Origin of the sequence: Erythrobacter sp., assembly GCF_024305245.1 — a bacterium.
GTDB lineage: Bacteria > Pseudomonadota > Alphaproteobacteria > Sphingomonadales > Sphingomonadaceae > Erythrobacter.
The window spans coordinates 106,993-127,082 of record NZ_JAMWYX010000009.1 but is presented as its reverse complement, the minus strand read 5'-3'; the positions used below and the strand labels follow the sequence as shown (position 1 = coordinate 127,082).

The following is a 20,090-nucleotide window of genomic DNA, read 5'->3' as shown; positions in this document are numbered from 1 at the left end:
CCCTGATGTTAAAGATTCCTTCCATGAACACAGACAGACATCTCGCCGAGACCGCGATCCCCTTTGCCATCCCAGTCAATCGTTGGGACAGCCATGCAGCTTCCACCCTGAGTGAAGCCGAGTTGCTGCTCTATCGCTCCAACCTGCTCGGTGCTGACCTTACTGTCACCAATTTTGGTGGCGGAAATACATCCGCCAAGGTCATGGAGCGCGACCCGCTCACCGGCGAGGACGTTGAAGTCCTGTGGGTTAAGGGGTCGGGTGGCGATATCGGCTCGATGGGGCTCAACGGTTTCGCTACGCTGTATCAGTCAAAGCTGCTCGGCCTCGAGGCGCACTATGGTGGTGACGAGGACGACGACAAGATGGTCGGCTTCCTGCCCCACTGCACTTTCAACCTTAACGGCCGCGCGGCCAGCATCGACACGCCGCTGCATTCGCTGCTTACGTACAAGCACATCGATCACGTTCACCCCGACGCGATCATCGCTCTTGCTGCTTCAAGCGGCGGTGAGGCGGCCACGCGCGAGTTGTGGGGTGATGACATCGGTTGGCTCCCATGGAAGCGACCGGGATTCACCCTCGGCGTTCAAATTCGCGACTTTGCCCGCGCCAACCCGCAGGCGAAGGGAGCAATGCTGGCGGGTCATGGCATCATCTGCTGGGCTGACACTGCCAAAGAATGCTACGATCAAACCGTGCGTCTGATTGCCGAGGCGGTCGATTACCTCAACTCCAAACTGGCTACCGGCCCTGCTTTTGGCGGAAAGTCGTGTGCCGCGGAAGCTGATCGCGCAGCAATTGCTGCAAGCTTGATGCCCCGTCTGCGGGCCCTGATGGCGGGCGATCGTCGCAAAGTAGGGCATTTCTCGGATGATCCGGCCACGCTCGAATTTGTTGGCAGCCGGGATTTTGGACGACTGGCCGCGCTCGGGACGTCGTGTCCGGATCACTTCTTGCGCACGAAGATCGCGCCGCTAGCACTCGATCCTGCGCGGCTTGACGATGATGACTATCTGGCTCAGGCAATCACCCAATATCGGGGGGGATATGCCGCCTATTACGCGCGTTGTAAGAGTCACAATTCTCCGGCGATGCGCGATGCCAACCCTGTCGTGGTGCTGGTTCCCGGTGTTGGCCGAATCACCTTTGCCAAAGACAAGGCGACGGCGCGGATTGCAGGGGAGTTCTACCTCAATGCAATCAACGTGATGCGCGGGGCTGAGGCAATTGGTGACTACATCGCTCTTGACGAGCAGGAGGCCTTCGACATCGAGTATTGGCTTCTCGAGGAGGCCAAGCTCCAGCGCATGCCAGCACCCAGGGAAATGGTCGGCAAGATCGCACTCGTTACCGGTGGCGCGGGAGGCATTGGCACGGCGGTGGCCGAAAGGTTGCTCAAGGATGGGGCCTGCGTGATGCTGGCCGATCTGGATGGCAGTGTGGTCGAAAGCGTCCGCGAACAGCTGTCGGACAAATTCGGCGTCGATGTGGTGCGCTCGGTCGTGTGCGATGTCACCAGCGAGGAGCAGGTGGCGGATGCCATCGCCGCCTGCGCGAGAGAATTCGGCGGTCTGGACATCCTGGTCGCCAATGCGGGGATAGCCTCGTCCGCGCCGATCGGGGAGACCTCTGTTGCGCTCTGGGCCAAGAATTTCGATGTGCTGGCACAAGGCTATTTCCTGACCGCCAAGCATGCGTGGCCCCTGCTTCAGTGCATGGCCGATCAGGGCGGCAGCAGCGTCATTTTCATTGGATCGAAGAACGCGGTGGCCGCAGCCAAGGACGCCAGCGCCTACGCCAGCGCCAAGGCAGCGGCCAATCATCTGGCGCGCTGCCTTGCGCTGGAAGGCGCAAGCTTCGGCATCAGGGTCAACGTCGTGAATCCCGATGCCGTGATCAAGGGCAGTCGTATATGGGACGGCGATTGGCGCAAGGAGCGCGCCGGGGCGCATGGGATCGACTCCGGTGCCGAGCTGGAAGAGCACTATCGTGAGCGATCGCTGCTCAAGCGCTCGGTGCAGCCGCAGGATATCGCTGAGGCTACTCACTGGTTCGCGAGCGAGGCTTCGGCAAAATCGACCGGCAACATGATCAATGTCGATGCCGGGAACGCCCAGGCGTTCACACGCTGACGGGCTGCGAGGAGAGGGATATGACTGGGCTGCCGATTTCCACCGAACTGGTGGACGAACTCAACGCTGTCTCGCGCCCGGCGCTTGATGACGAATATGACGCGCTTGGCCGCAAGCTTGCCCGCCGTGGCATCGCGATCGACGCGGTTAAGGACAAGGTGAAGGCCTTCGGAGTGGCCGTGCCGAGCTGGGGCGCAGGGCGGGGCGGCACGCGTTTTGCCAAGTTCCCGATCGCTGGCGAGCCAACCAACATCCACGAAAAGCTTGAAGATTGTGCGGTAATCCAGCAGCTCGGGCGCGCCACGCCGCGGGTCAGCCCGCACTTCCCCTGGGACTTCGTGGACGATTACGCGGCGCTGCGCGAAGAGGCTGAAAGTTACGGACTTGGCTTCGATGCGGTCAATTCCAACACCTTTCAGGATCAGCCCGGCCAGCCGCACAGCTATGCGACCGGCTCGCTGTCGTCGACACGGGAGGCGACGCGCCAGCAGGCCATTGCGCACAACATCGAATGCATTGCAATCGGTCGCAAGCTGGGTTCGCGGGCGCTGACTGTCTGGGTCGGCGATGGCACCAACTTCCCGGGTCAGCAGGATCTGGGGCGCTCGCTCGACCGCTATCTCGATGCCGCCGCGCAGGTCTACGCCGCTTTGCCAGGCGACTGGACAATGATGCTGGAACACAAGATGTTCGAGCCCGCCTTCTATTCCAGCGTGATTGCCGACTGGGGCAGCTCGCTGCTGGCAGCGCAGGCTCTGGGGGACAAGTGCAAGTGCCTGGTCGATCTGGGGCATCATGCGCCGAATGTGAACATCGAACAGATCGTTGCGCGGTTGCACCATGCCGGCAAGCTCGGCGGCTTCCATTTCAACGACAGCAAATATGGCGATGATGATCTCGACAGCGGCAGTATCAATCCGCACCAGCTGTTTCTGGTCTTCAACGAACTGATCGAGGCCGAACGCAACCCACGCAGTGGATTTGAACCTGCCTACATGATCGACCAGTCGCACAACGTCACCGATCCGATCGAGAGCATGTTGTCGTCGGGCGAGACAATTGCCGGATGCTATGCCCGTGCGCTGCTGGTCGATCGCGATGCGCTGCATGCGGCGCAGAACGACAATGACGTGATGCTCGCCTTCCGCACGCTGCGCGGCGCCTACGAAACCGACGTTGCGCCGATTCTCTCCAAGGCGCGAGACGAGCAGGGTGGTGCGATTGACTGGCTCGCGACCTATCGGCGGAGCAAATACCGCGAACGCAAGAGCCAGGAACGCAAGTCTGTGGGCCTCGGGGCAGGGATCGTCTGACAGTTCGGCCCGACCGTCGGCGGGTCACGGCGGCACGCTCAGCGGCCCTCAAGGCGGGGGCCCAAAGGGATTCGCCGCCACGATTGGTCACTGGCAGCAGGCGCGGATGCAATAATTTTCATAAAATGATCAAATAAGATCAATATATATCACGATTGAGCATTGACATGATCGAAATCAATCGCTCATAAATCGTCAAAACAAGGGTATCGGGGAGAGAGAACTATGAGCCTTTTCGCTAGGAATGGGTGCCGGGCGCGCTATTCTGCACTTCTGCTAGGCACTGCTGCAGGGGCGCTGTGCCTGCCTGGTGCCGCTTATGCGCAGTCACAGGACGACAAGACGGCCGCCGCCGAAGCGCAGGCCGCCAAATCTGGCCAAGCTCCCGTGCAGCCGGTCGTGCAGGGGGCGCCCCAACCAGAAAGCAACGAAATCGTGGTCAGCGGCCTTCGCGCCAGTCTTGAGGATGCGCTCGAGTTCCGCAGGAACGCCGACGTCATCCTCGACGGCATTTCCTCTGATGATATTGGCTCAACGCCTGATCTCAATCTCGGCGAGGCGCTTCAGCGCATTCCGGGCGTGCAGATCAATCGCGAAGCGGGGCGCCGAGATGCCACGATCTCCGTACGCGGCCTGCCCGGGCGTTTTACCAAGACGACCGTGATGAACCAGAACATCGCCTCCCCCACCCGCGGAGAGAACGTGGGCAACCCGTTCGGTATTTTCGAAAGCGGCATTTTCAACGGCGCGAACGTGATCAAGTCGTTCACTGCCGATACGCCCTCCGGCGGTCTTGCGGCGCAGGTCGATCTGCGCATCACCGGTGCACTGCAACGAAAGTCCGGCGTCGTGCTGCGTGCCGAAATGGGTTATGAGGAAACCACAGAGGCATACACGCCTTCGTTCTTCGCATCGGTTGCCGAGCGGCTGAGTGATCGTCTTGCCGTTTACGGCGTTGCCTCCTATTCCAAGCAATCGTTCCGGCGCGATTCCTTCCGCATCAACACTTATGGCAATTACACGGCGGCGCAAACCGCGCAGTTCGTTGCCGGTACGCGTGCGTCTGGGACGGATGATTCGAATGACGTAGTCAGCCGCATTCCCAATCCGAGCTTCGATGTTCCGGCAGTCGGAGAGAACGGTCTCAACAACGTCTTCATTTTCCCGCGCGAGATTCGCCAGTTCGTGCAGACCAACGAAGGCTATCGTGTGTCGGCAGCGGCCGGCTTCGGTTACGAGATCACCGGTGATCTGGTGTTCCGCGTCGATGGGCTGTTCACCCGTCGCGACCTCACCGATTCCAATCAGGACATTTTTCTAGTCAATCCGAATCCGGCGCAGTCGATCGTCACACCGCTGGGCAATCCGGTGCCGGTCGGGGTGGTCAATTTCAACAATGTCGGGCCTGAGGAGAACGTTTTCCTCGTGCCCCGCGTGATGGTCAGCGATTACCTGACTGCGATCGGCAACCGCGAATTTCCGGCGCTCGACCAGACTTGGGCGCTTTACCCGCAGTTCAATTTCGAAAATGACGACTGGAAGTTCGACCTCATCGGCACTTATTCCAAGGCAAAGGGCCTCGCGGAGCTCAACCAGTATGATTACCGCGTCAACCAGCGTCCCGGCGCGCCGGACGTTGATGGTGACGGCATCGACGATACCGGCAACGGCTCGCTCGCGGTCTTCGATATCGGCACTGCTGGCCGTCTGCGTGACGTTTCGATCAATACGATCCTGCCGCCGAATCTGCTTGATCTTGCCAACGCGGTCGGGGGCACCTGGACGATCCGTCCCGACCTGATCGGCGCCAATATCAACATCCCCAATGTTGCGCCCAACGGTACCACACAGCAAGTCACCATATCGCCTCTGGTCGCCGGCTTCGTCGACCGGGTCGATCGCGACCTGACTTCAATCGACTTCGACCTGGTGCGCAAGTTTACTGGCACTGTGCTGACAGAGATCGCGGTGGGCGGCTTCTATTCCAATGAAAACGCGACACGTGCCCGCACCGACAATTCCGCGCTCGGACTGAATTTCCCTGCGCTCACCAATGATATCTTCGTTCTCAACGACGGGGTGGCGCAAGGGGCGCTGTTTGCCGGCGGTCGTATCCCGGGCGCAGAACTCGACGAGTTCCTCTCGCTCGACATTCCACTGGTCCGCGAACAGCTCGGCAATCCCGGACGCACATTGCCGGCCGGGGTGGTATTCAACCCGACCGCAGCAAACCTCACTAACTTCTTCCCCGAACTGACCCAGGAGAGCGCAACCACCATCACGGCCGATGAAATCCTGCAGGCGCTGCCTCTAAACGAGGAGACCGGGTACCTGCGGCGGATACCGACGCGCAACTTCATCGATCGCAATTTCAGATCTAAACGTGAGACGGTCGAACTCTACGGAATGATGAAGTTCGATCTGCAGGAAACTTCTGACATCGGTCTGCGCGGCAATATCGGGGTGCGTTATGTCAAAACCGATTTGAGCGGGCGTCTGACTCCGGTCGCCAACGAGCTCTATAACAACCTTGCCCGGATCCGCGCCGAAAATGGCGGGCCGGATCTTGTGTTCCGCGAAGGGGCGCTGCTCGATCCGCCGCGAGCCAACAACGTTTTCGAGCGCATCCTACCATCCGTTAATGCGATCTACGAAATCACTCCCGAGCTCGTCGTGCGCGCTGCCTATTATCAGACCTTTGAGGCACTGGACCTCGCTGAATTCTCGCCGGCACCGACACTGATCCGCGAGATCGAACCGGGTGGCGATCCCGACGAAGCCACGCTGCCCGAAGTCGTGGGCAGCGACGGCAATCTCATCCCTTCGACGATCGTCGATGTCAGCGGACTCGACATCCGGCCGCGACGGTCGGAAGGGTTCGATCTGGGTTTGAGCTGGTATAATCGTCCGGGGAGCGTGGTTTCCATCGGGGTCTTTCGCAAGTCGTTGATCGACGACATCACCCGATTCAGTAATTTCTGTCCGGATTCCGGCACCTTCACAGTCGGCGACCAGACCTTCAACGAAATCAGGATTGCCGATAGCGGCCAGTTCCAGGGGCGGTGCGTGTTCACCAATGACTTAGGAGACACCCAGCGGATCCGCATCAATGTCAGCCTCAACAATCCCGACACGATCGACGTGACCGGTTTCGAGGCGCAGATCCAGCAGCGGCTCGATTTCCTGCCGGGCTTCCTCAAGAACACCGGTTTCGTAGCCAACTACACGCGGGTTCGCTCGGGCGGCGACAATGGCGCTAAGCTTTTTAACGTGGCCGAAGATACCTACAACTTGATTGGCTATTACGAGGACAAGCTCTTCGAAGCGCGTCTTGCCTACAACAATCAGTCGGAAATTCAGCTCGCAGGAGGTGGCTCGTTCACCGGGGGGGCAACCCGCGTCGCTCCGCGCGACCAACTCGATTTCAGCGGTGCGATAAAACCGATGGAGGGGCTGCAATTGCGGTTCGAGGTGTTCAACATCACCCAATCCTCGCGCCGGGAATATCTTGGCACCGAAGCACTGCTGCGGGTGTTCGAGTATGACGGCCGTACTTTCGCTGCCTCGGCGACCTATCGCTTCTGAACCGAAATGATGTGATTACCGGGCGGACGGCTGCCTTCTCGCGGACTGCCCGGTGATCCGAATGGAGATAATTACTATGACGATGCGGGACTTTGGCGTCGGTGGACTGATGGCTTCGGCAATGTTGCTGGCGATACCAATCGCTGTGCAGGCAAAGGAGAGCGATAGGCAGCCGGACGCAGTCTTGGCGCCAGACCACAGCGTGGAGGCTATTGACTTCACGTGGTCCGGTCACCGCGCCCACCCGCAAATGATCCAGCGGGGACAGCACCAGATCATCGTCTATTACGATGCCAATCGCCAGATGAGCGTGGCCCATCGCTCGACCCCGCGCACCCCATGGCGCTATCATAAACTGCCTAGCTTCCTGGGCTGGGACAGCCACAACTACGTGACCGTAGATGTCGATGAAGAAGGTTACGTCCACGTGATGGGCAATATGCATGCCGATCCGCTGGTCTATTTTCGTTCAACCCGCCCGTGGGACATCCGCTCGCTTGAACAGATCGATTATCTCATCGATCCGGCGAAAGAGTTGCGCGTTACTTACCCCCGGTTCGACCATGATCCCCAAGGGCGCCTTATCGCCGCTTTCCGCATCGGTGGCAGCGGTAACGGCAGCTTCACTTTTCATCGCTTCGACACCGGGTCGAAGACTTGGAGCCTGCTGCATGGTGCAGCATTTTTCGACGGTGAGGGAGAGCGTTCTGCCTATTACATCGGGCCTGACCGCGGGCCGGACGGACGCTTCCACATGGTGTGGGTGTGGCGTGACACTCCTTCTGCGGCGACCAATAACAATGTCTCCTATGCCCGCAGCCCGGATCTACTGACATGGGAGGATTCGAACGGCAAGCCGCTGTCCTTGCCGATCACGCTTGCCAATGGCGAGATTGTCGACCCGGTGCCGGTCGGTGCCGGACTTCTTAACGGGCACCAGCGGCTCGGTTTCGATGCGGCGGGCGCGCCGATGATATCCTATTTCAAGAACGACGCGAACGGCGACACGCAAATCATGCTGGCCCGCAAGTCGGGTGACAGCTGGACGGTGCAGCAAATCAGCGATTGGACCGGCATTAAGCAGGATCTCGACCGCGGCGGTAGTCTGCCGGGCAATGCTCTCAGCGTTCGTGAAGGTCCTTTCGTGGCGGCCGATGGCACGATTCGGGTGCGCGCTACGCTCCGGAGCAAGCCGATCGAATTCATTGTTGATCCGGTCAGCGGAAAGACGACTGGCACCGGAACCTTCAGCAGCGCGCCGGCGGTGATCTCGGGCTACAAGGATATTCCCGGCATCCCGCTGAACGTGCGCAAAGCCGAAGGAGCGCCGGCCGACAGCGCCTATGATTATTACCTCAGCTGGCAGGCCGAAAACGCCAATCAGGATCAGGCGCGGCCGGACATTCCGCCGCCATCAACCTTGCGTCTGCACAAGATCAAACGTTGATCGGCCGCGCCCGGTCAGGCGTGAGAGAACTGCTTCGGCAACAGATAGGGGAAGCGCGTCGCCGGATCGATGTCCACTTCCATGATCGGGGCCATGTATTCCGACCAGCGCCGGTTGACCTCGTTATCCTCAAGAAACGCTGCGGTAGCGGTAAAGTCGTCGGTTTCGAAATAGCCGAACAGCGTCAGCCCGTGTTTGAAGATGTGATAGTTGCGGATTCCCGACCGGTTGAGAGTTTCAGACATGTCCGGCCAAATCTTGTCGTGGCGACGCCTGTACTCATCCTCGTAACCCGGACGGATTTTGAGCACCCATGCGTATGACGCCATCGCAATTCTCCCTCTTTCAATTCCAGCCTATATCATGCATATCTAGTCACGAAACACCATTAGTGTGCAGTTTCAATCATATTTCTCAGGCACCCGGAGCCAGATGTGAACCTTCAACGCAAATTTGCTGCAGACCAGAACCGCTATCGCACCATGCGCAACGAGGAACTGCGCGAAAGCTTCGTGATCGAAGGCCTGATGCAGCCCCGCGTTCTTTCGATGACCCTATCGGACATTGATCGCGGGATCATCGGCAGCGCGGTGCCGCTTGACGAGCCGCTCGTGTTCGGTTCTTTTGCCGAATTGGGGGGCGGCGCCTTTACCGCGCGCCGCGAAGTCGGTGTGATCAATATCGGAGCTCCCGGCCGGGTCTGGATCGGCGATGAGCGTTTTGCGCTCGATCGGCTCGACAGCCTCTATGTCGGGCGCTGCGATGAGGCGGTCCGGTTCGAAAGCGATAATCCGGTCGACCCAGCGCGCTTCTACTTCGTAAGCTATCCGGCCCATACCGCATATCCGCACCGGCTAGTCAGGAAGGCTGAAGCCAACCGGATCGATCTTGGAGACAAGGCGACCTGTAACGAGCGTACGATCTTTCAGCCGCTGAGGCCGGGAATCATCGAAAGCTGCCAGCTGGTAATGGGCTTCACATGCATCGCGCAAGGCAGCGTCTGGAACACCTTCCCGCCACACACCCATGACCGGCGTTCCGAATTCTATTTCTATTTCGATCTTCCCGAAGACTCCCGGATTTTCCATTTTATGGGACGGCCGGACGAGATGAAGGCGCTGCCGCTCCACAACGAGGAGGCCGCACTTTCCCCGTCCTGGTCGATGCATTGCGGGGTCGGCAGCAGCGCCTACAGCTTCATCTGGTCGATGGGCGGAGAGAACCAGGAATTCGACGACATGGATCACGTCCCGCAGGCCGCCCTCGCATAAGAGCAGCCACTAGAAGAACAGGCGCGCTCAGCGATAGCGCGTCTGTTCTTCCAACTCGGCGTCGAAGCGCCGGGCAAAGTCGGAGGCGATTTTCGGGTATGCGCCAGCAAGGTTGCGGCTTTCGCCGGGGTCTGCCGAAAGGTCATACAGATCTACGGGTGCTCCCGCATGCTTGCGAATGGCCTTCCAATTGCCAATCCGTCCGGCCTGCTCGACCTTGCCCAGTTCACCCGAATTCGGATCACCGAGATTGTGCGCAAAGGCCCAGTACAGCATCCGTTCGGGCAGGCGTGCCTTGTCGCTTTGGAGCAATTGCGCAAAGGACATGCCGTTGACGCCCCACTGGGTCGCAAGTTCGGAATTCCCTGCCAGGCTGGCGAGCGTTGGCAAGAAATCGGCAAAGCTGACGGGTTCGTCCTCAACACGGCCTTGCCTGATAACGTCCGGCCATCGCACGATTAGCGGCATATGGATGCCGCCTTCCGAAAGATCGCGCTTGCCTCCCCGATAGGGGCCGCCGGCGGACTGGGCGATGATATCGCCGCCACCTTCGGTATGCGGCCCATTGTCCGAGGTGAGGATGACCAGCGTGCTGTCCGCCATCCCCTTTTCCTCCAGCTTGGCGAGGAGTTCACCGACATAGGCGTCGAGCGCCGCAATCATCCCTGCCTGCACAGCATTGGGCTGCGCGATCGGTTCCGGATAGTATTCGGGAAACTGGCTCGCCGGTGTCGGGCCCTTCAAGCCATTATACGGCGTTTCAGGAAACTTGCCGCGATACGGCGCGATGAATTCCTCGGGTGCAGCCATTTCCGAATGCGGCGCGGTGTAGCTCATCATCGCCAGAAACGGGCGCGTGCCATTTTGCTTGTCGAGGAATGCCAGCGCGGCATCGGTGAACATCCGCTGGGCATAGGCGCCCTTGGCTCCTGCGAGGTTCTCCCGGATGAACACCACTTCATTGTCGCGGTACAAGAAGGGCGGATATTGCCGGTGGGCCTCGATATTGTGCAGAACGCCAACCCAGTGGCCAAAGCCCATCGCCATCGGATCGGTAGAGCCGAACTGGCTGCCGATCCCGAACTTGCCGAACAGTGCGGTGCTGTAACCCGCCGCGCTCAGCAAGTGCGCGAAGGTCCTGTCTTGCGGCCGCAGCAGGATGTCGTTTGCAGGACTGCTCAAGCGGGACGCATCTCGCCCGGTCATCAACGAGACCCGCGAAGGCGAACACACTGTCCCGCCGGAATAGCCATTGGTGAACAGCATTCCTTCGCGTGCCAGCCGGTCGATATTCGGGGTCTTGATGAGGGGGTGGCCGGTGACGCCGAGCTGGCCGTAGCCCAGATCATCGAACACGATCAGCAGCACGTTGGGCCGCGAGGCGTCTACATGTCGCTCAGATCGCGCGGCCGGCTGCGCACTGGTGGAGGCGATCGTCCCGCCCGCCATCAACGGCCCGCCCATTCCAACGGGCACAAGACACAGGCTGACGCCCAAAAACAGGGAGGTGATCTTGCGCTTCATCAGCTATCCTCTTGCATACCGGCTTGAAGCCTTTTGATTTCGCGTTCGAGCAGCGTTTCGAAATCGGTGATGTTCCTGACCCCGCTTTCGTCCCGCTCCCAAGCGGCAAGAAAGGCATATTCGAACTGGGGCGCCGCAAAGGTCACGAAATGGGTCGTATTCGCAAGCCCGCCATAGCTGGCCTGATCCACGCGGTAGAACAACGCCATGCCGAGGTTGTCCTTGTTTTCGCTCTGCGGCCCGAAGGTCGCGATGTAATGCCAGGGGCCCTTGCTACCCGGCGCCGACTGCAGGAAGCTTGCGCCGTCATGCATCACGATCCCGCTGGCTAGAGGCAGCGCCGGGTCCGCCGTTACCGCCACGCGCGTCAACGGGCTTAACTTGCCCATGGTGTATCGCATCGAGAACTGACCGGATGACCCGGCATCCGCCTCGATGCCTCCTGCCTCGATCACGAACGTGCCTTCGTCGCCGCCGATATTCTCGATGCGGGCAAAGAGGCGGGGAATCGCACCAAATTGCGCAGGCTTGCCCTCGCGCATGACCCCGAGCCCGCCGATGCCGAGGCTGGGGCCGACCTTGAGCACGTCCATGCCCCACGAAGCGAGGGCGTGATATGATCCGAACCGCGCAATCCCGGCCAGCGCGTGGTCGGGGCGCTGCTTGCCGAATATGTCGGTGACCAACCGGCCATCGAGATAAAGCCGATAACCCACATAACCATTTTCCCAGCCGATCCCCTCATAAGGGAATAGCCCGTCGCCAATCACGTGACTGGGGGGGACGAAGACTTCGCTGACCGATTGATAGGCGGCCTCTGGCGTTTCACGCAGTCGCAGGTCGACTGTGACCGGCACGGCGACAGCCCCCGATTCCGATGATGTCGTGCAGGCCGCTAGTGCGCCCGGCATCGCTAGCAAAATTGCTACGCTTGTCACATGGTGGTTCATGCCGCTGCCTCCGGTTCGCGCAGCGCCAGCAGGATCGCGAACACGAAATAGGTCGCAGTCGGCCAGATGATCAGCGTCTGGAATTGCGTCAGACTGCCACCTGCCAGCACCGTCGCGCCCAGCCAGACTGCTCCGAACAGCGAGAGCATGGCCCCCGCCATTAGCATCCGGCTGCCGCTCGCGCGGGCGAGGCCAACCGCCTTATGGCTTTCGAGAATGTCAGCCTCGGCCTGTTGGCGTGCCCGCTCGGCAGTTTCGGCGGCGGCCATGTGCGGCGTTGCGGCAACGCGCGCGCCCATCATCGCGGCTAGCACAGGATAAAGCACCGCTGCTGCCAGCCATGCCGGCACGAACAGAAACAGGACATGCACACCCATTCCGAACCCGAGCAGCGAGGCAAGTGCGACGCTTCCGACCCAGGTGATCAGTGCAGGGAGATTGATCGTCAAATTCTGAGCCGTGCGCCAGTACGGCGTCAACCCGAGGCGCCGGAACAGCACGTGCTCGGCAAAGATCAGGCCGCCGATCGGCGCCATGACCAACGCCATGATGCCGAGGAAATCGAGCAGCTTGGTGAACACGAAGGGAAAGCAGGCGATGACGGTGGTGATGACCCCGACGACAAGCGTCACCCGTTCGCGCGACCATGCCGGGTGGAGCGACTGGAACGCAAGGCCCGACCGATAGATCGTCGGGTTTGAGGTGGTCCAGCCGGCCACGATCACCACAAGAATGCCGACCGGCCCCAGCGCCTGGAACGCGACTTCGCCGGCATCGAGCGAGGTCAACGGCTGTTTGAGCAGCAGCGCCGCACCTGCGCCCATGATTCCCGCCGCAAGCCAGGCGGCAAAGTGGCCGATGAACATGCCAATGACCGAGAACCACGCATAGGAAGACCGCCGCGCAAAGCGCAAAATTGACATGTCGCCAAGCCCGCCGTGAAAGGCGAGGTTCGCACCCCAGGCAATCGCCACCACATGCCAGAAGCCGAGATCAGTGCCCTGATCGATCCAGATGCTCGCTTCGGCCATGGCAAGAAAGTCGCTCCAGCCCGTCAGGTCCGGCACCGAAGGTGTGGCGGCGAGGATCAGCGGCAGCATCGCCGCGCCGCCGACGAAGAACATCAGGATCATCCAGGGTGAGGCCACTTCGGCAAAGCGTGCGACAAAGCTGAAACCGCGCATGGCCGCGAAGGAAACCACCGCGCCTACCCCGAGCGCTACAAGAACGAACATCGGGCTGGTGGGATACCATTCGACCTGCGGTGGAATTCCGAACAGGATTCGCACCGCGCTGGCCGACACGGTGATCATCGCGCCCGCCAGGACGCAGAACAGGATGCCGTTGATCACGCTGTAGATCTTGATGAAGCCCGGCCCGGCGATCTTTTCAAGGTAGGCGTAAAGCGTCAGGCGCGTGTCGGTTGCGATCGGGGCACAGATCAACACCCAACTGAGCACCGCCAGCAGATTGCCGAGCACAAGGCCTGAGATCACCTCACCAGCGCCGACACCCCAGGAAACGAACATGGCACCGATCACGAATTCCGTTCCCGCGACATGTTCCCCGGCGTAGGAGGCCGCGAAATAGCGCGCCGGCTTCAGCCCTGACGGCGCCACCGGTACGCGCTCGAATTCCTCCATCTGTGCTCTCCCACTTCGTTCGGTTTGCGAGCCTAGCCGACAATCAGGCCTTCGCAAGAAAATGATCGAAACTGATCAATTTAGATCGGCAAGTGCCTTCGGCTCCACGGCGTCAGGCGCAAGCGGGGCCAAGCGCGGGCTCAGCAGGTGCACGGCCAAGACTGCGGTGAAATAGACCACCGTGCACGCGGCAAAGATCAACGTGTAATTTCCACCTGTCGCCTCAAGCACCATGCCGGTGGATTTTGCCATGATCATGCCGCCGATCCCGCCCGCGAAGCCGCCAAGCCCGATGACTGACCCCACCGCCCGCTTGGGGAACAGATCCGCCGGGATCGACAGAATGGTGGAAGAAAAGGCCTGGTGCCCGGCGAGCGCGATGCCGATCAGCAGCACCGCCAGCCACATGTTTTCCAGACCCGTCACCGCCAGCAGCGGCAAAACGCAGAAGCCGGCGCCGAGCATCGTCACCTTGCGAGCGAAATTGACGCTGTGGCCGCGCTGGATCAGCCGCGATGATGTCCATCCGCCAAGAACGCTGCCGATGTCTGACAGGATATACATAATCACCATCGGTAGCAGCACGACCTTGAGATCGACGTCATATGTGCTGACGAAATATTTCGGCAGCCAGAACAGCATCAGGAACCACACCGGATCGGTCAGGAACTTGGCTGTGGCGAAGGCCCAGGCCTCGCGGCGCCTCACGATCTGTCCCCAGCCGATCTGATCGATCTTTTCGGGAGGATCGTGCTCGATCCACGCCAGTTCGGCCTCGCTGACTTTGCCGCTCTCGCGCGGCGCGCTGTATAGCCGTAGCCACAGCACAAGCAGGATCGCGCCGAAGATGCCGGTGTAGATAAAGGTCTCGCGCCAGTCTGCTCCAAACACCACCATCAGTAGCGCGATCGTGGGGGCGGTCAGGATCACGCCGATCGTGGTGGCGCTGTTGACCCACCCCACGGCGTAGGCTCGCTCCTTCTGCGGAAACCACTCGCTCAGGGCGCGGATCACCGAGGGGAAGTGTCCCGCCTCGCCTAGGCCAAGCACCACACGGGCGGCAATGAAGCCGGTAACTGAACTGGCAAAGCCGTGCGCGACGTGGCCAATCGTCCAGATCGCGATCGCGATGGCATAGCCAATCCGCGGACCGAGCCGGTCGATCAGCGCGCCCATGAATAGGAACCCGAGCGCATAGGCCGCTTGGAAGGCGGAGACGATCGTGCCATAATCGTCCTCGCTCCACCCGAGGTCTTTTTCGAGCGTCGGCACAAGCAGCCCGAGCATTGTCCGGTCGATGTAGTTGACCGTGGTCGCTGCAAATAGCAAGGCTACGATTAGCCAGCGATAACGCCCTGCCGGACGGACACTGCCTGCCGCGCCTGGGGCCACGTTAGCTGGGATCACGTTCGAACTCGCCATCAGACTTCCCCCCTGCGTCCGGCGACGATGTTTCATCTGCCAGGCAGACCAGACTGTCGCGTTGCGCCTTTCGGCGCCCTTCGAGCTGGTCGCGTCACCTTCTTGCATGACCCATCAATTTAGATCAAGTCTAATCATAAATGAACATTTGCGACTTGCAATCGGTGGGCGAGTTGGCACTATGCGCCGCAGCAAAGAGGCTGAGATCAGGCCCAAGGGGGAGAGATTCGCATGTCTAATCGTCTGGCGCTCGCCGGGGTGTTTCTTGCCTCGGCAATGGTGATCGCGACCAATGCCGCAGCACATGAAGGTTCTGGCGCCGGTAAGGCTCTGGAACATGCTTGTCCGGAGTCAGCCGCAGCATCGTCCGGAGCGTTGCTCGCCAGCCCCGGCAAGGCGTCGGCAAGGGAGATTGGCTGTGCAGTCGCTGCATGGCAGCTCTCAGCCAACGACAACCTTTACTACCTCGACTTCAAGGTGCCCGAAAGTTCCTATGGGCGTGGCTGGATAAAGGCGACTTTCTACATCGGGCTTGAACGCTATGCCGCAAAGGTTGGCGATAAGCGGCTGATGGCCCATGTCCGGCAGTTCGCACTGGAAAACGGCTTCGAACTTGGCGAGCGCACTTGGCACGGCGATGATCAGGCGGTCGCTGCGGTCTATGCCGCGCTGGCGCTGCGCGACGAAAACCCGACGGTGATGAAAAAAACCACCCAGGTTTTCGACGAGATCATTGCCCGCAATTACACCAATAGCCTCGAATTCAAGGAGCCTGCAGACGGTCACACCGAAGGCGCGTGTCAGCGCCGCTGGTGCTGGGCCGATGCGATCTTCATGGCGCCCCCGTCCTGGGCGCTCGCTTCGAAGGTCTCGGGCGATCCGCGCTACGCCGACTATGCGGCCAAGGAAACGCGGGCGGTGGTCGAATATCTGCAAGACCCTGAAACCGGCTTGCTGTTCCGCGACAGCCGCTATTTCGATGCGCGCACATCCAACGGCAAGAAGGTGTTCTGGAGCCGCGGCAATGGCTGGGTGTTTGCCGGGCTGGCGCGCTTCATCGAGGCGCTGCCTGAAGACCATCCCGAGCGCCCGCTCCTTATGAAGACATTCCGCACCATGGCCGACCGGCTGATCACTCTGCAGCGACCTGACGGCTACTGGCCGACCTCGCTGATGGATGCCGAGCTGGTCACCAATCCCGAAACCAGCGGCACAGGCTTTTTCGGCTTTGGCCTGGCGTGGGGGTTGAACAACGGCGTGCTCGAGGGCGAAAAATACGTCACCGCGCGCGACCGGTCGTGGGACGCTATGCGGGCCGCCGTAGGAAATGACGGCAAGCTCGGTTGGGTGCAACAGGTCGGCAAGGACCCGCAGAAGACTGACAGTGCGTCGAGCCAGCTTTACGGAGTTGGTGGCATGCTGTTGTTCGCCGCAGAGATGCTAGAAACCAAGGCAGAATAGATCTGCTATGGGCGTTTTCAACATCACGTTTCCGTCGCTGCGGGTCGCTCTTACGGGATCGGCCGCTGCACTCCTTGCGGGCTGCGCTTCTTCGGGCGTTAGCAAGGCTCCTGCGGCCACCGCCTCGCCAGTTCGCTCGCCCGCACTTGCGGCTTTCTCTGATCCGCCGCGCAGCGCCGCGCCCTCGACCTTCTGGTATTGGGTGAGCGACGATATAGCGAAGGAAGGCCTCACCAAGGATCTCGAGGTGATGCGCCGGATCGGTATTGCTGAGGCCTATATCGGCAATGTCGACACCAATCCGGACAACCGCGGCCCAGTCGCGAGCCTTTCGCCCGAATGGTGGGAGGCGCTGCGCTACGCGATGGAGGAAGCCGCGCGGCTCGAGGTCAACATTGGCATGTTCAATTCCCCCGGCTGGAGCCAGTCTGGCGGTCCGTGGGTAAAGCCAGAACAGTCGATGCGCAGCCTGACAGTGCAGGAATATCGGGTCACAGGCAGTCATGACATGCCGACACGGCTTGTCGCGGCGGACCCGGGTTTTCAGCCGGTGCGGCTGCTGGCCTACCCTGAGGGTGCAGGAACGGCCAACCTCGCTCGAGGCGCGCGCGTCATGCAGGGCGGACGCATGCTGGCCAATCTGGCCGACGGCAGGCTCGACACGACTGAAATCATCGAACTGCCGGCGTCCGGCACTGCCACGCCTGTAGTGCTGGAACTGCAATTGAGCGCGTCCCGGACTGTGCGCACGCTGCAGATCTTTCCCGGCCCGGACGCCTTCTATGCCGAGATGGATCTGCTGGCGCCCGATGAGGCAGGAAAATGGCGCAGCATCGAGCAGTTCACTGTCGATCGCCGGGTGACCCGCGTCCAGCTCGGGCCGATGAATGACGGGCCAATCACGATTCGCATTCCGGCAACCGCGTCTGATCGGTTCCGGCTCGAGGTTCGCCGCGGACCCGATTCCAATCCGATCCGGCTCGCCGATATTGCCTTGCGCGAAGCGCCGCTCATCGAGCGTTATGTCGAGAAGCAGCTTGGCAAGATGTGGCAGACCCCTGAGCCCGATTATGATGCCTATCTCTGGCCGGTCGAGGGTGCGCAGGACGATCCGCAATTTGCCGTGCCCGAGGAGAAAGTTCTCGATTTGACCGACCGGCTGCTCAGTGACGGGTCGATCGATTGGCAGCCGCCGCACGGCAACTGGCGTCTGGCATGGTTCGGAATGGTGCCGACGGGGGCCGAAAACGGCCCTTCGACGCCGGCTGCGACCGGGCTGGAGATCGACAAGATGAGCGCGGTGCACCTGCGCTCGCACTTCGAAAGCTATGTCGGTCGCGCGCGCGCAGCGCTCAGCCCGCAAGCCAAGGCGAATTTCACGCTGGTGATCGCCGACAGCTACGAACAGGGTGCCCAGAACTGGACCGACGACATGGCCCGGCGCTTTGTCGAACGGTTCGGTTATGACCCGGTCCCTTATCTACCGACGCTGAGCGGCGTGATCATCGGCAGCACCGACGAATCCGATCGCTTCCTGTGGGATTTGCGCAAGCTCGTATCCGAGGTGATCTCGAGGGAATATGTGGGAGGGCTGCGCAAGCTCAGCAATGATGCGGGTATGCAGCTGTGGCTAGAGAACTACGGTCACTGGGGCTTCCCCGGCGAATTCCTTCAATATGGCGGGCAATCCGATCAGGTGGGTGCGGAGTTCTGGGTCAATCCGGAATATCGCGGCGATATCGAGATTCCGGCCGCGGTCTCGGCCGCACGGGTATATGACAAGCCGCGTGTCTCGGCTGAGGCCTTTACCAATGATGAAACCGCAGGACACTGGTCGCTCGCCCCGTGGTCTCTAAAGCGGCTAGGGGACAAGGCGACGGCGCAGGGCATCAACCACTTTGTGCTGCATGTGAACATACACCAGCCGGACGACCGATTGGCCGGGGTCAACTCGTGGTTCGGCAGCGAATTCAATCGCGGCAATACCTGGTATCCCGAGGCCAAGGCATGGATCGATTACCTGCGCCGAACCCACGGGGTTCTGCAGGCCGGAGTACCCCAGGCCGAGGTGCTGTATTTCATCGGCGAGGACACACCCAAAATGTCCGGTCTCGCCAATCCCGAGCCGCCCGTCGGAGTCGCATTCGATTACGTCAATACCGAAGCATTGGCCAAGCTGGTCACGATCAGGGATGGGCGCTGGGTTTTGCCCAATGGTACTAGCTACGCAATCCTTGCGATGCCTCCGTCCGAAACGATGACCCCGCAATTGCTGGAGGTGCTGGCGGGACATGTCGCGGCTGGCGGACAAATGTTCGGATCGGCCCCGCTGCGCTCGCCCAGTCTGGCCGACAGCGCAGCGGCAGATGCCAGGGTCCGCGCCGGTGCGGCTGAACTATGGGGCGATTGTGGTTTGGCAGGAAGCACCTCTGCCGCGTTCGGCGGCGGACAGGTGCACTGTGCCGGGACCCTGGCGACAATATTCGCTACCCAGGGCATCAGGCCGCAAGTCTCTGGAATCGATTATGCCAGCATCCGTTGGACGCAGGTCAGCACAGCCAGGGAAGATGTCTTCTTCCTTGCCAACCAGACCGATCAGGCAGTGACAATCGATCCGGTCCTGAAATCGGGCTACCCGGCACTGCAGCTATGGGATCCGGTCAGCGGGTCGCGCAGCGCGCTGGCGGCGGTGCAGGATGACGGCATTCTCATGGCCGGCCCGATCAGCTTGGAGGCATTTCAGTCGGTGCTGCTGGTGGCCTCGGCCGAGACTGCGCCGGGATTGCCGCAATATGGTCCCGTCTCGCCCACGAAACTGCTCGCCGACCTGAACCATGACTGGGACGTGACGTTCGACCCTGCCTTGGGCGGGCCTGCCAGCATCCGCTTTGCACGACTGCAGGACTGGACCGATCATGTCGAGCCGGGGGTGAAATATTACAGCGGACGCGCGACTTATCGCAAGACCGTGAGCCTCGATCGCCTGCCGGCCAATGCCAAGGTCTGGCTCGATCTTGGCGTGGCACGCGACATCGCGCTCGTCACTGTCAATGGACGCGAGGTCGGAACAGTATGGACCGCGCCCTGGCGGATCGATGTTTCGGATGCCCTGCAAAAGGGGGAGAACAGGATCGAGGTGACGATCATCAACACCTGGGCAAACCGCATCATCGGCGATCTGAAAGCCGAGGCCGGGGCCAGCCGCTTCACCTATCCGACCAACCCGCACGTTACGGCACAATCGCCCCTCAACCCGTCAGGCTTGCTGGGGCCGGTCCGGCTGGTCGTCAGAGTGGAAGAATGATCTCATGACGAAATTTGCCTGCACATGGTTATCCG

12 protein-coding genes are annotated in these 20,090 nt (G+C 60.8%); 7 read left to right on the top strand and 5 right to left on the bottom strand.

Going from position 1 to position 20,090, the window contains the following annotated elements; translation table 11 throughout:
• The first annotated feature begins 23 nt into the window (after window positions 1-23).
• From Q0L48_RS12945 to Q0L48_RS12930, 4 genes are all read left to right on the top strand, one after another.
• A complete protein-coding gene (locus Q0L48_RS12945; protein ID WP_296721607.1) occupies window positions 24-2,135 on the top strand; it encodes a bifunctional rhamnulose-1-phosphate aldolase/short-chain dehydrogenase in 2,112 nt (703 codons plus the stop codon).
• A gap of 20 nt (window positions 2,136-2,155) precedes the next feature.
• Complete coding sequence (locus tag Q0L48_RS12940) at window positions 2,156-3,448, top strand: TIM barrel protein (protein ID WP_296721605.1); 1,293 nt, start codon at window positions 2,156-2,158, stop codon at window positions 3,446-3,448.
• Between the two features lie 225 nt (window positions 3,449-3,673).
• Window positions 3,674-7,033, top strand: a complete 3,360-nt coding sequence (locus tag Q0L48_RS12935; RefSeq protein WP_296721603.1) for a TonB-dependent receptor — start codon at window positions 3,674-3,676, stop codon at window positions 7,031-7,033.
• Between the two features lie 76 nt (window positions 7,034-7,109).
• A complete protein-coding gene (locus Q0L48_RS12930) occupies window positions 7,110-8,480 on the top strand; it encodes a BNR repeat-containing protein (protein WP_296721601.1) in 1,371 nt (456 codons plus the stop codon).
• Between the two features lie 14 nt (window positions 8,481-8,494).
• Here the strand turns inward: Q0L48_RS12930 and Q0L48_RS12925 are convergent, their stop codons facing one another.
• Window positions 8,495-8,809, bottom strand: a complete 315-nt coding sequence (locus Q0L48_RS12925; protein ID WP_296721599.1) for an L-rhamnose mutarotase — start codon at window positions 8,807-8,809, stop codon at window positions 8,495-8,497.
• 105 nt (window positions 8,810-8,914) lie between these two features.
• Between Q0L48_RS12925 and kduI the strand changes: the two genes are divergently transcribed.
• Complete coding sequence (gene kduI / locus Q0L48_RS12920; RefSeq protein WP_296721597.1) at window positions 8,915-9,751, top strand: 5-dehydro-4-deoxy-D-glucuronate isomerase; 837 nt, start codon at window positions 8,915-8,917, stop codon at window positions 9,749-9,751.
• Between the two features lie 27 nt (window positions 9,752-9,778).
• Here kduI and Q0L48_RS12915 read toward each other — a convergent pair whose 3' ends face one another.
• From Q0L48_RS12915 to Q0L48_RS12900, 4 genes are all read right to left on the bottom strand, one after another.
• Window positions 9,779-11,275 (bottom strand): sulfatase-like hydrolase/transferase, encoded by a 1,497-nt coding sequence (locus Q0L48_RS12915; RefSeq protein ID WP_296721595.1) that lies wholly within the window; start codon window positions 11,273-11,275, stop codon window positions 9,779-9,781.
• Window positions 11,275-12,225: a DUF4861 family protein gene (locus Q0L48_RS12910; protein WP_296721593.1), complete on the bottom strand. Its 951-nt coding sequence runs from the start codon at window positions 12,223-12,225 to the stop codon at window positions 11,275-11,277. Before Q0L48_RS12910 ends, Q0L48_RS12915 begins: the two co-directional genes overlap by 1 nt.
• Window positions 12,222-13,868, bottom strand: a complete 1,647-nt coding sequence (locus Q0L48_RS12905; RefSeq protein WP_296721591.1) for a hypothetical protein — start codon at window positions 13,866-13,868, stop codon at window positions 12,222-12,224. Before Q0L48_RS12905 ends, Q0L48_RS12910 begins: the two co-directional genes overlap by 4 nt.
• Before the next feature lie 75 nt (window positions 13,869-13,943).
• Window positions 13,944-15,290 (bottom strand): MFS transporter, encoded by a 1,347-nt coding sequence (locus Q0L48_RS12900; protein ID WP_296721589.1) that lies wholly within the window; start codon window positions 15,288-15,290, stop codon window positions 13,944-13,946.
• Between the two features lie 231 nt (window positions 15,291-15,521).
• Here Q0L48_RS12900 and Q0L48_RS12895 point away from each other — a divergent pair, with 231 nt between their 5' ends.
• Complete coding sequence (locus tag Q0L48_RS12895) at window positions 15,522-16,751, top strand: glycoside hydrolase family 88 protein (protein ID WP_296721587.1); 1,230 nt, start codon at window positions 15,522-15,524, stop codon at window positions 16,749-16,751.
• 7 nt (window positions 16,752-16,758) lie between these two features.
• Window positions 16,759-20,055: a glycosyl hydrolase gene (locus tag Q0L48_RS12890; protein ID WP_296721585.1), complete on the top strand. Its 3,297-nt coding sequence runs from the start codon at window positions 16,759-16,761 to the stop codon at window positions 20,053-20,055.
• The last annotated feature ends 35 nt before the right edge of the window (window positions 20,056-20,090 follow it).

What these genes read in the sequence shown, in the direction of transcription:
- Q0L48_RS12945 (WP_296721607.1), top strand. Translation starts at nt 24, where the DNA reads ATGAACACAGACAGACATCTCGCCGAGACCGCGATCCCCTTTGCCATC.
- Q0L48_RS12940 (WP_296721605.1), top strand. Translation starts at nt 2,156, where the DNA reads ATGACTGGGCTGCCGATTTCCACCGAACTGGTGGACGAACTCAACGCT.
- Q0L48_RS12935 (WP_296721603.1), top strand. Translation starts at nt 3,674, where the DNA reads ATGAGCCTTTTCGCTAGGAATGGGTGCCGGGCGCGCTATTCTGCACTT.
- Q0L48_RS12930 (WP_296721601.1), top strand. Translation starts at nt 7,110, where the DNA reads ATGACGATGCGGGACTTTGGCGTCGGTGGACTGATGGCTTCGGCAATG.
- Q0L48_RS12925 (WP_296721599.1), bottom strand. Translation starts at nt 8,809, where the DNA reads ATGGCGTCATACGCATGGGTGCTCAAAATCCGTCCGGGTTACGAGGAT.
- Q0L48_RS12915 (WP_296721595.1), bottom strand. Translation starts at nt 11,275, where the DNA reads ATGAAGCGCAAGATCACCTCCCTGTTTTTGGGCGTCAGCCTGTGTCTT.
- Q0L48_RS12910 (WP_296721593.1), bottom strand. Translation starts at nt 12,225, where the DNA reads ATGAACCACCATGTGACAAGCGTAGCAATTTTGCTAGCGATGCCGGGC.
- Q0L48_RS12905 (WP_296721591.1), bottom strand. Translation starts at nt 13,868, where the DNA reads ATGGAGGAATTCGAGCGCGTACCGGTGGCGCCGTCAGGGCTGAAGCCG.
- Q0L48_RS12900 (WP_296721589.1), bottom strand. Translation starts at nt 15,290, where the DNA reads ATGGCGAGTTCGAACGTGATCCCAGCTAACGTGGCCCCAGGCGCGGCA.
- Q0L48_RS12895 (WP_296721587.1), top strand. Translation starts at nt 15,522, where the DNA reads ATGTCTAATCGTCTGGCGCTCGCCGGGGTGTTTCTTGCCTCGGCAATG.
- Q0L48_RS12890 (WP_296721585.1), top strand. Translation starts at nt 16,759, where the DNA reads ATGGGCGTTTTCAACATCACGTTTCCGTCGCTGCGGGTCGCTCTTACG.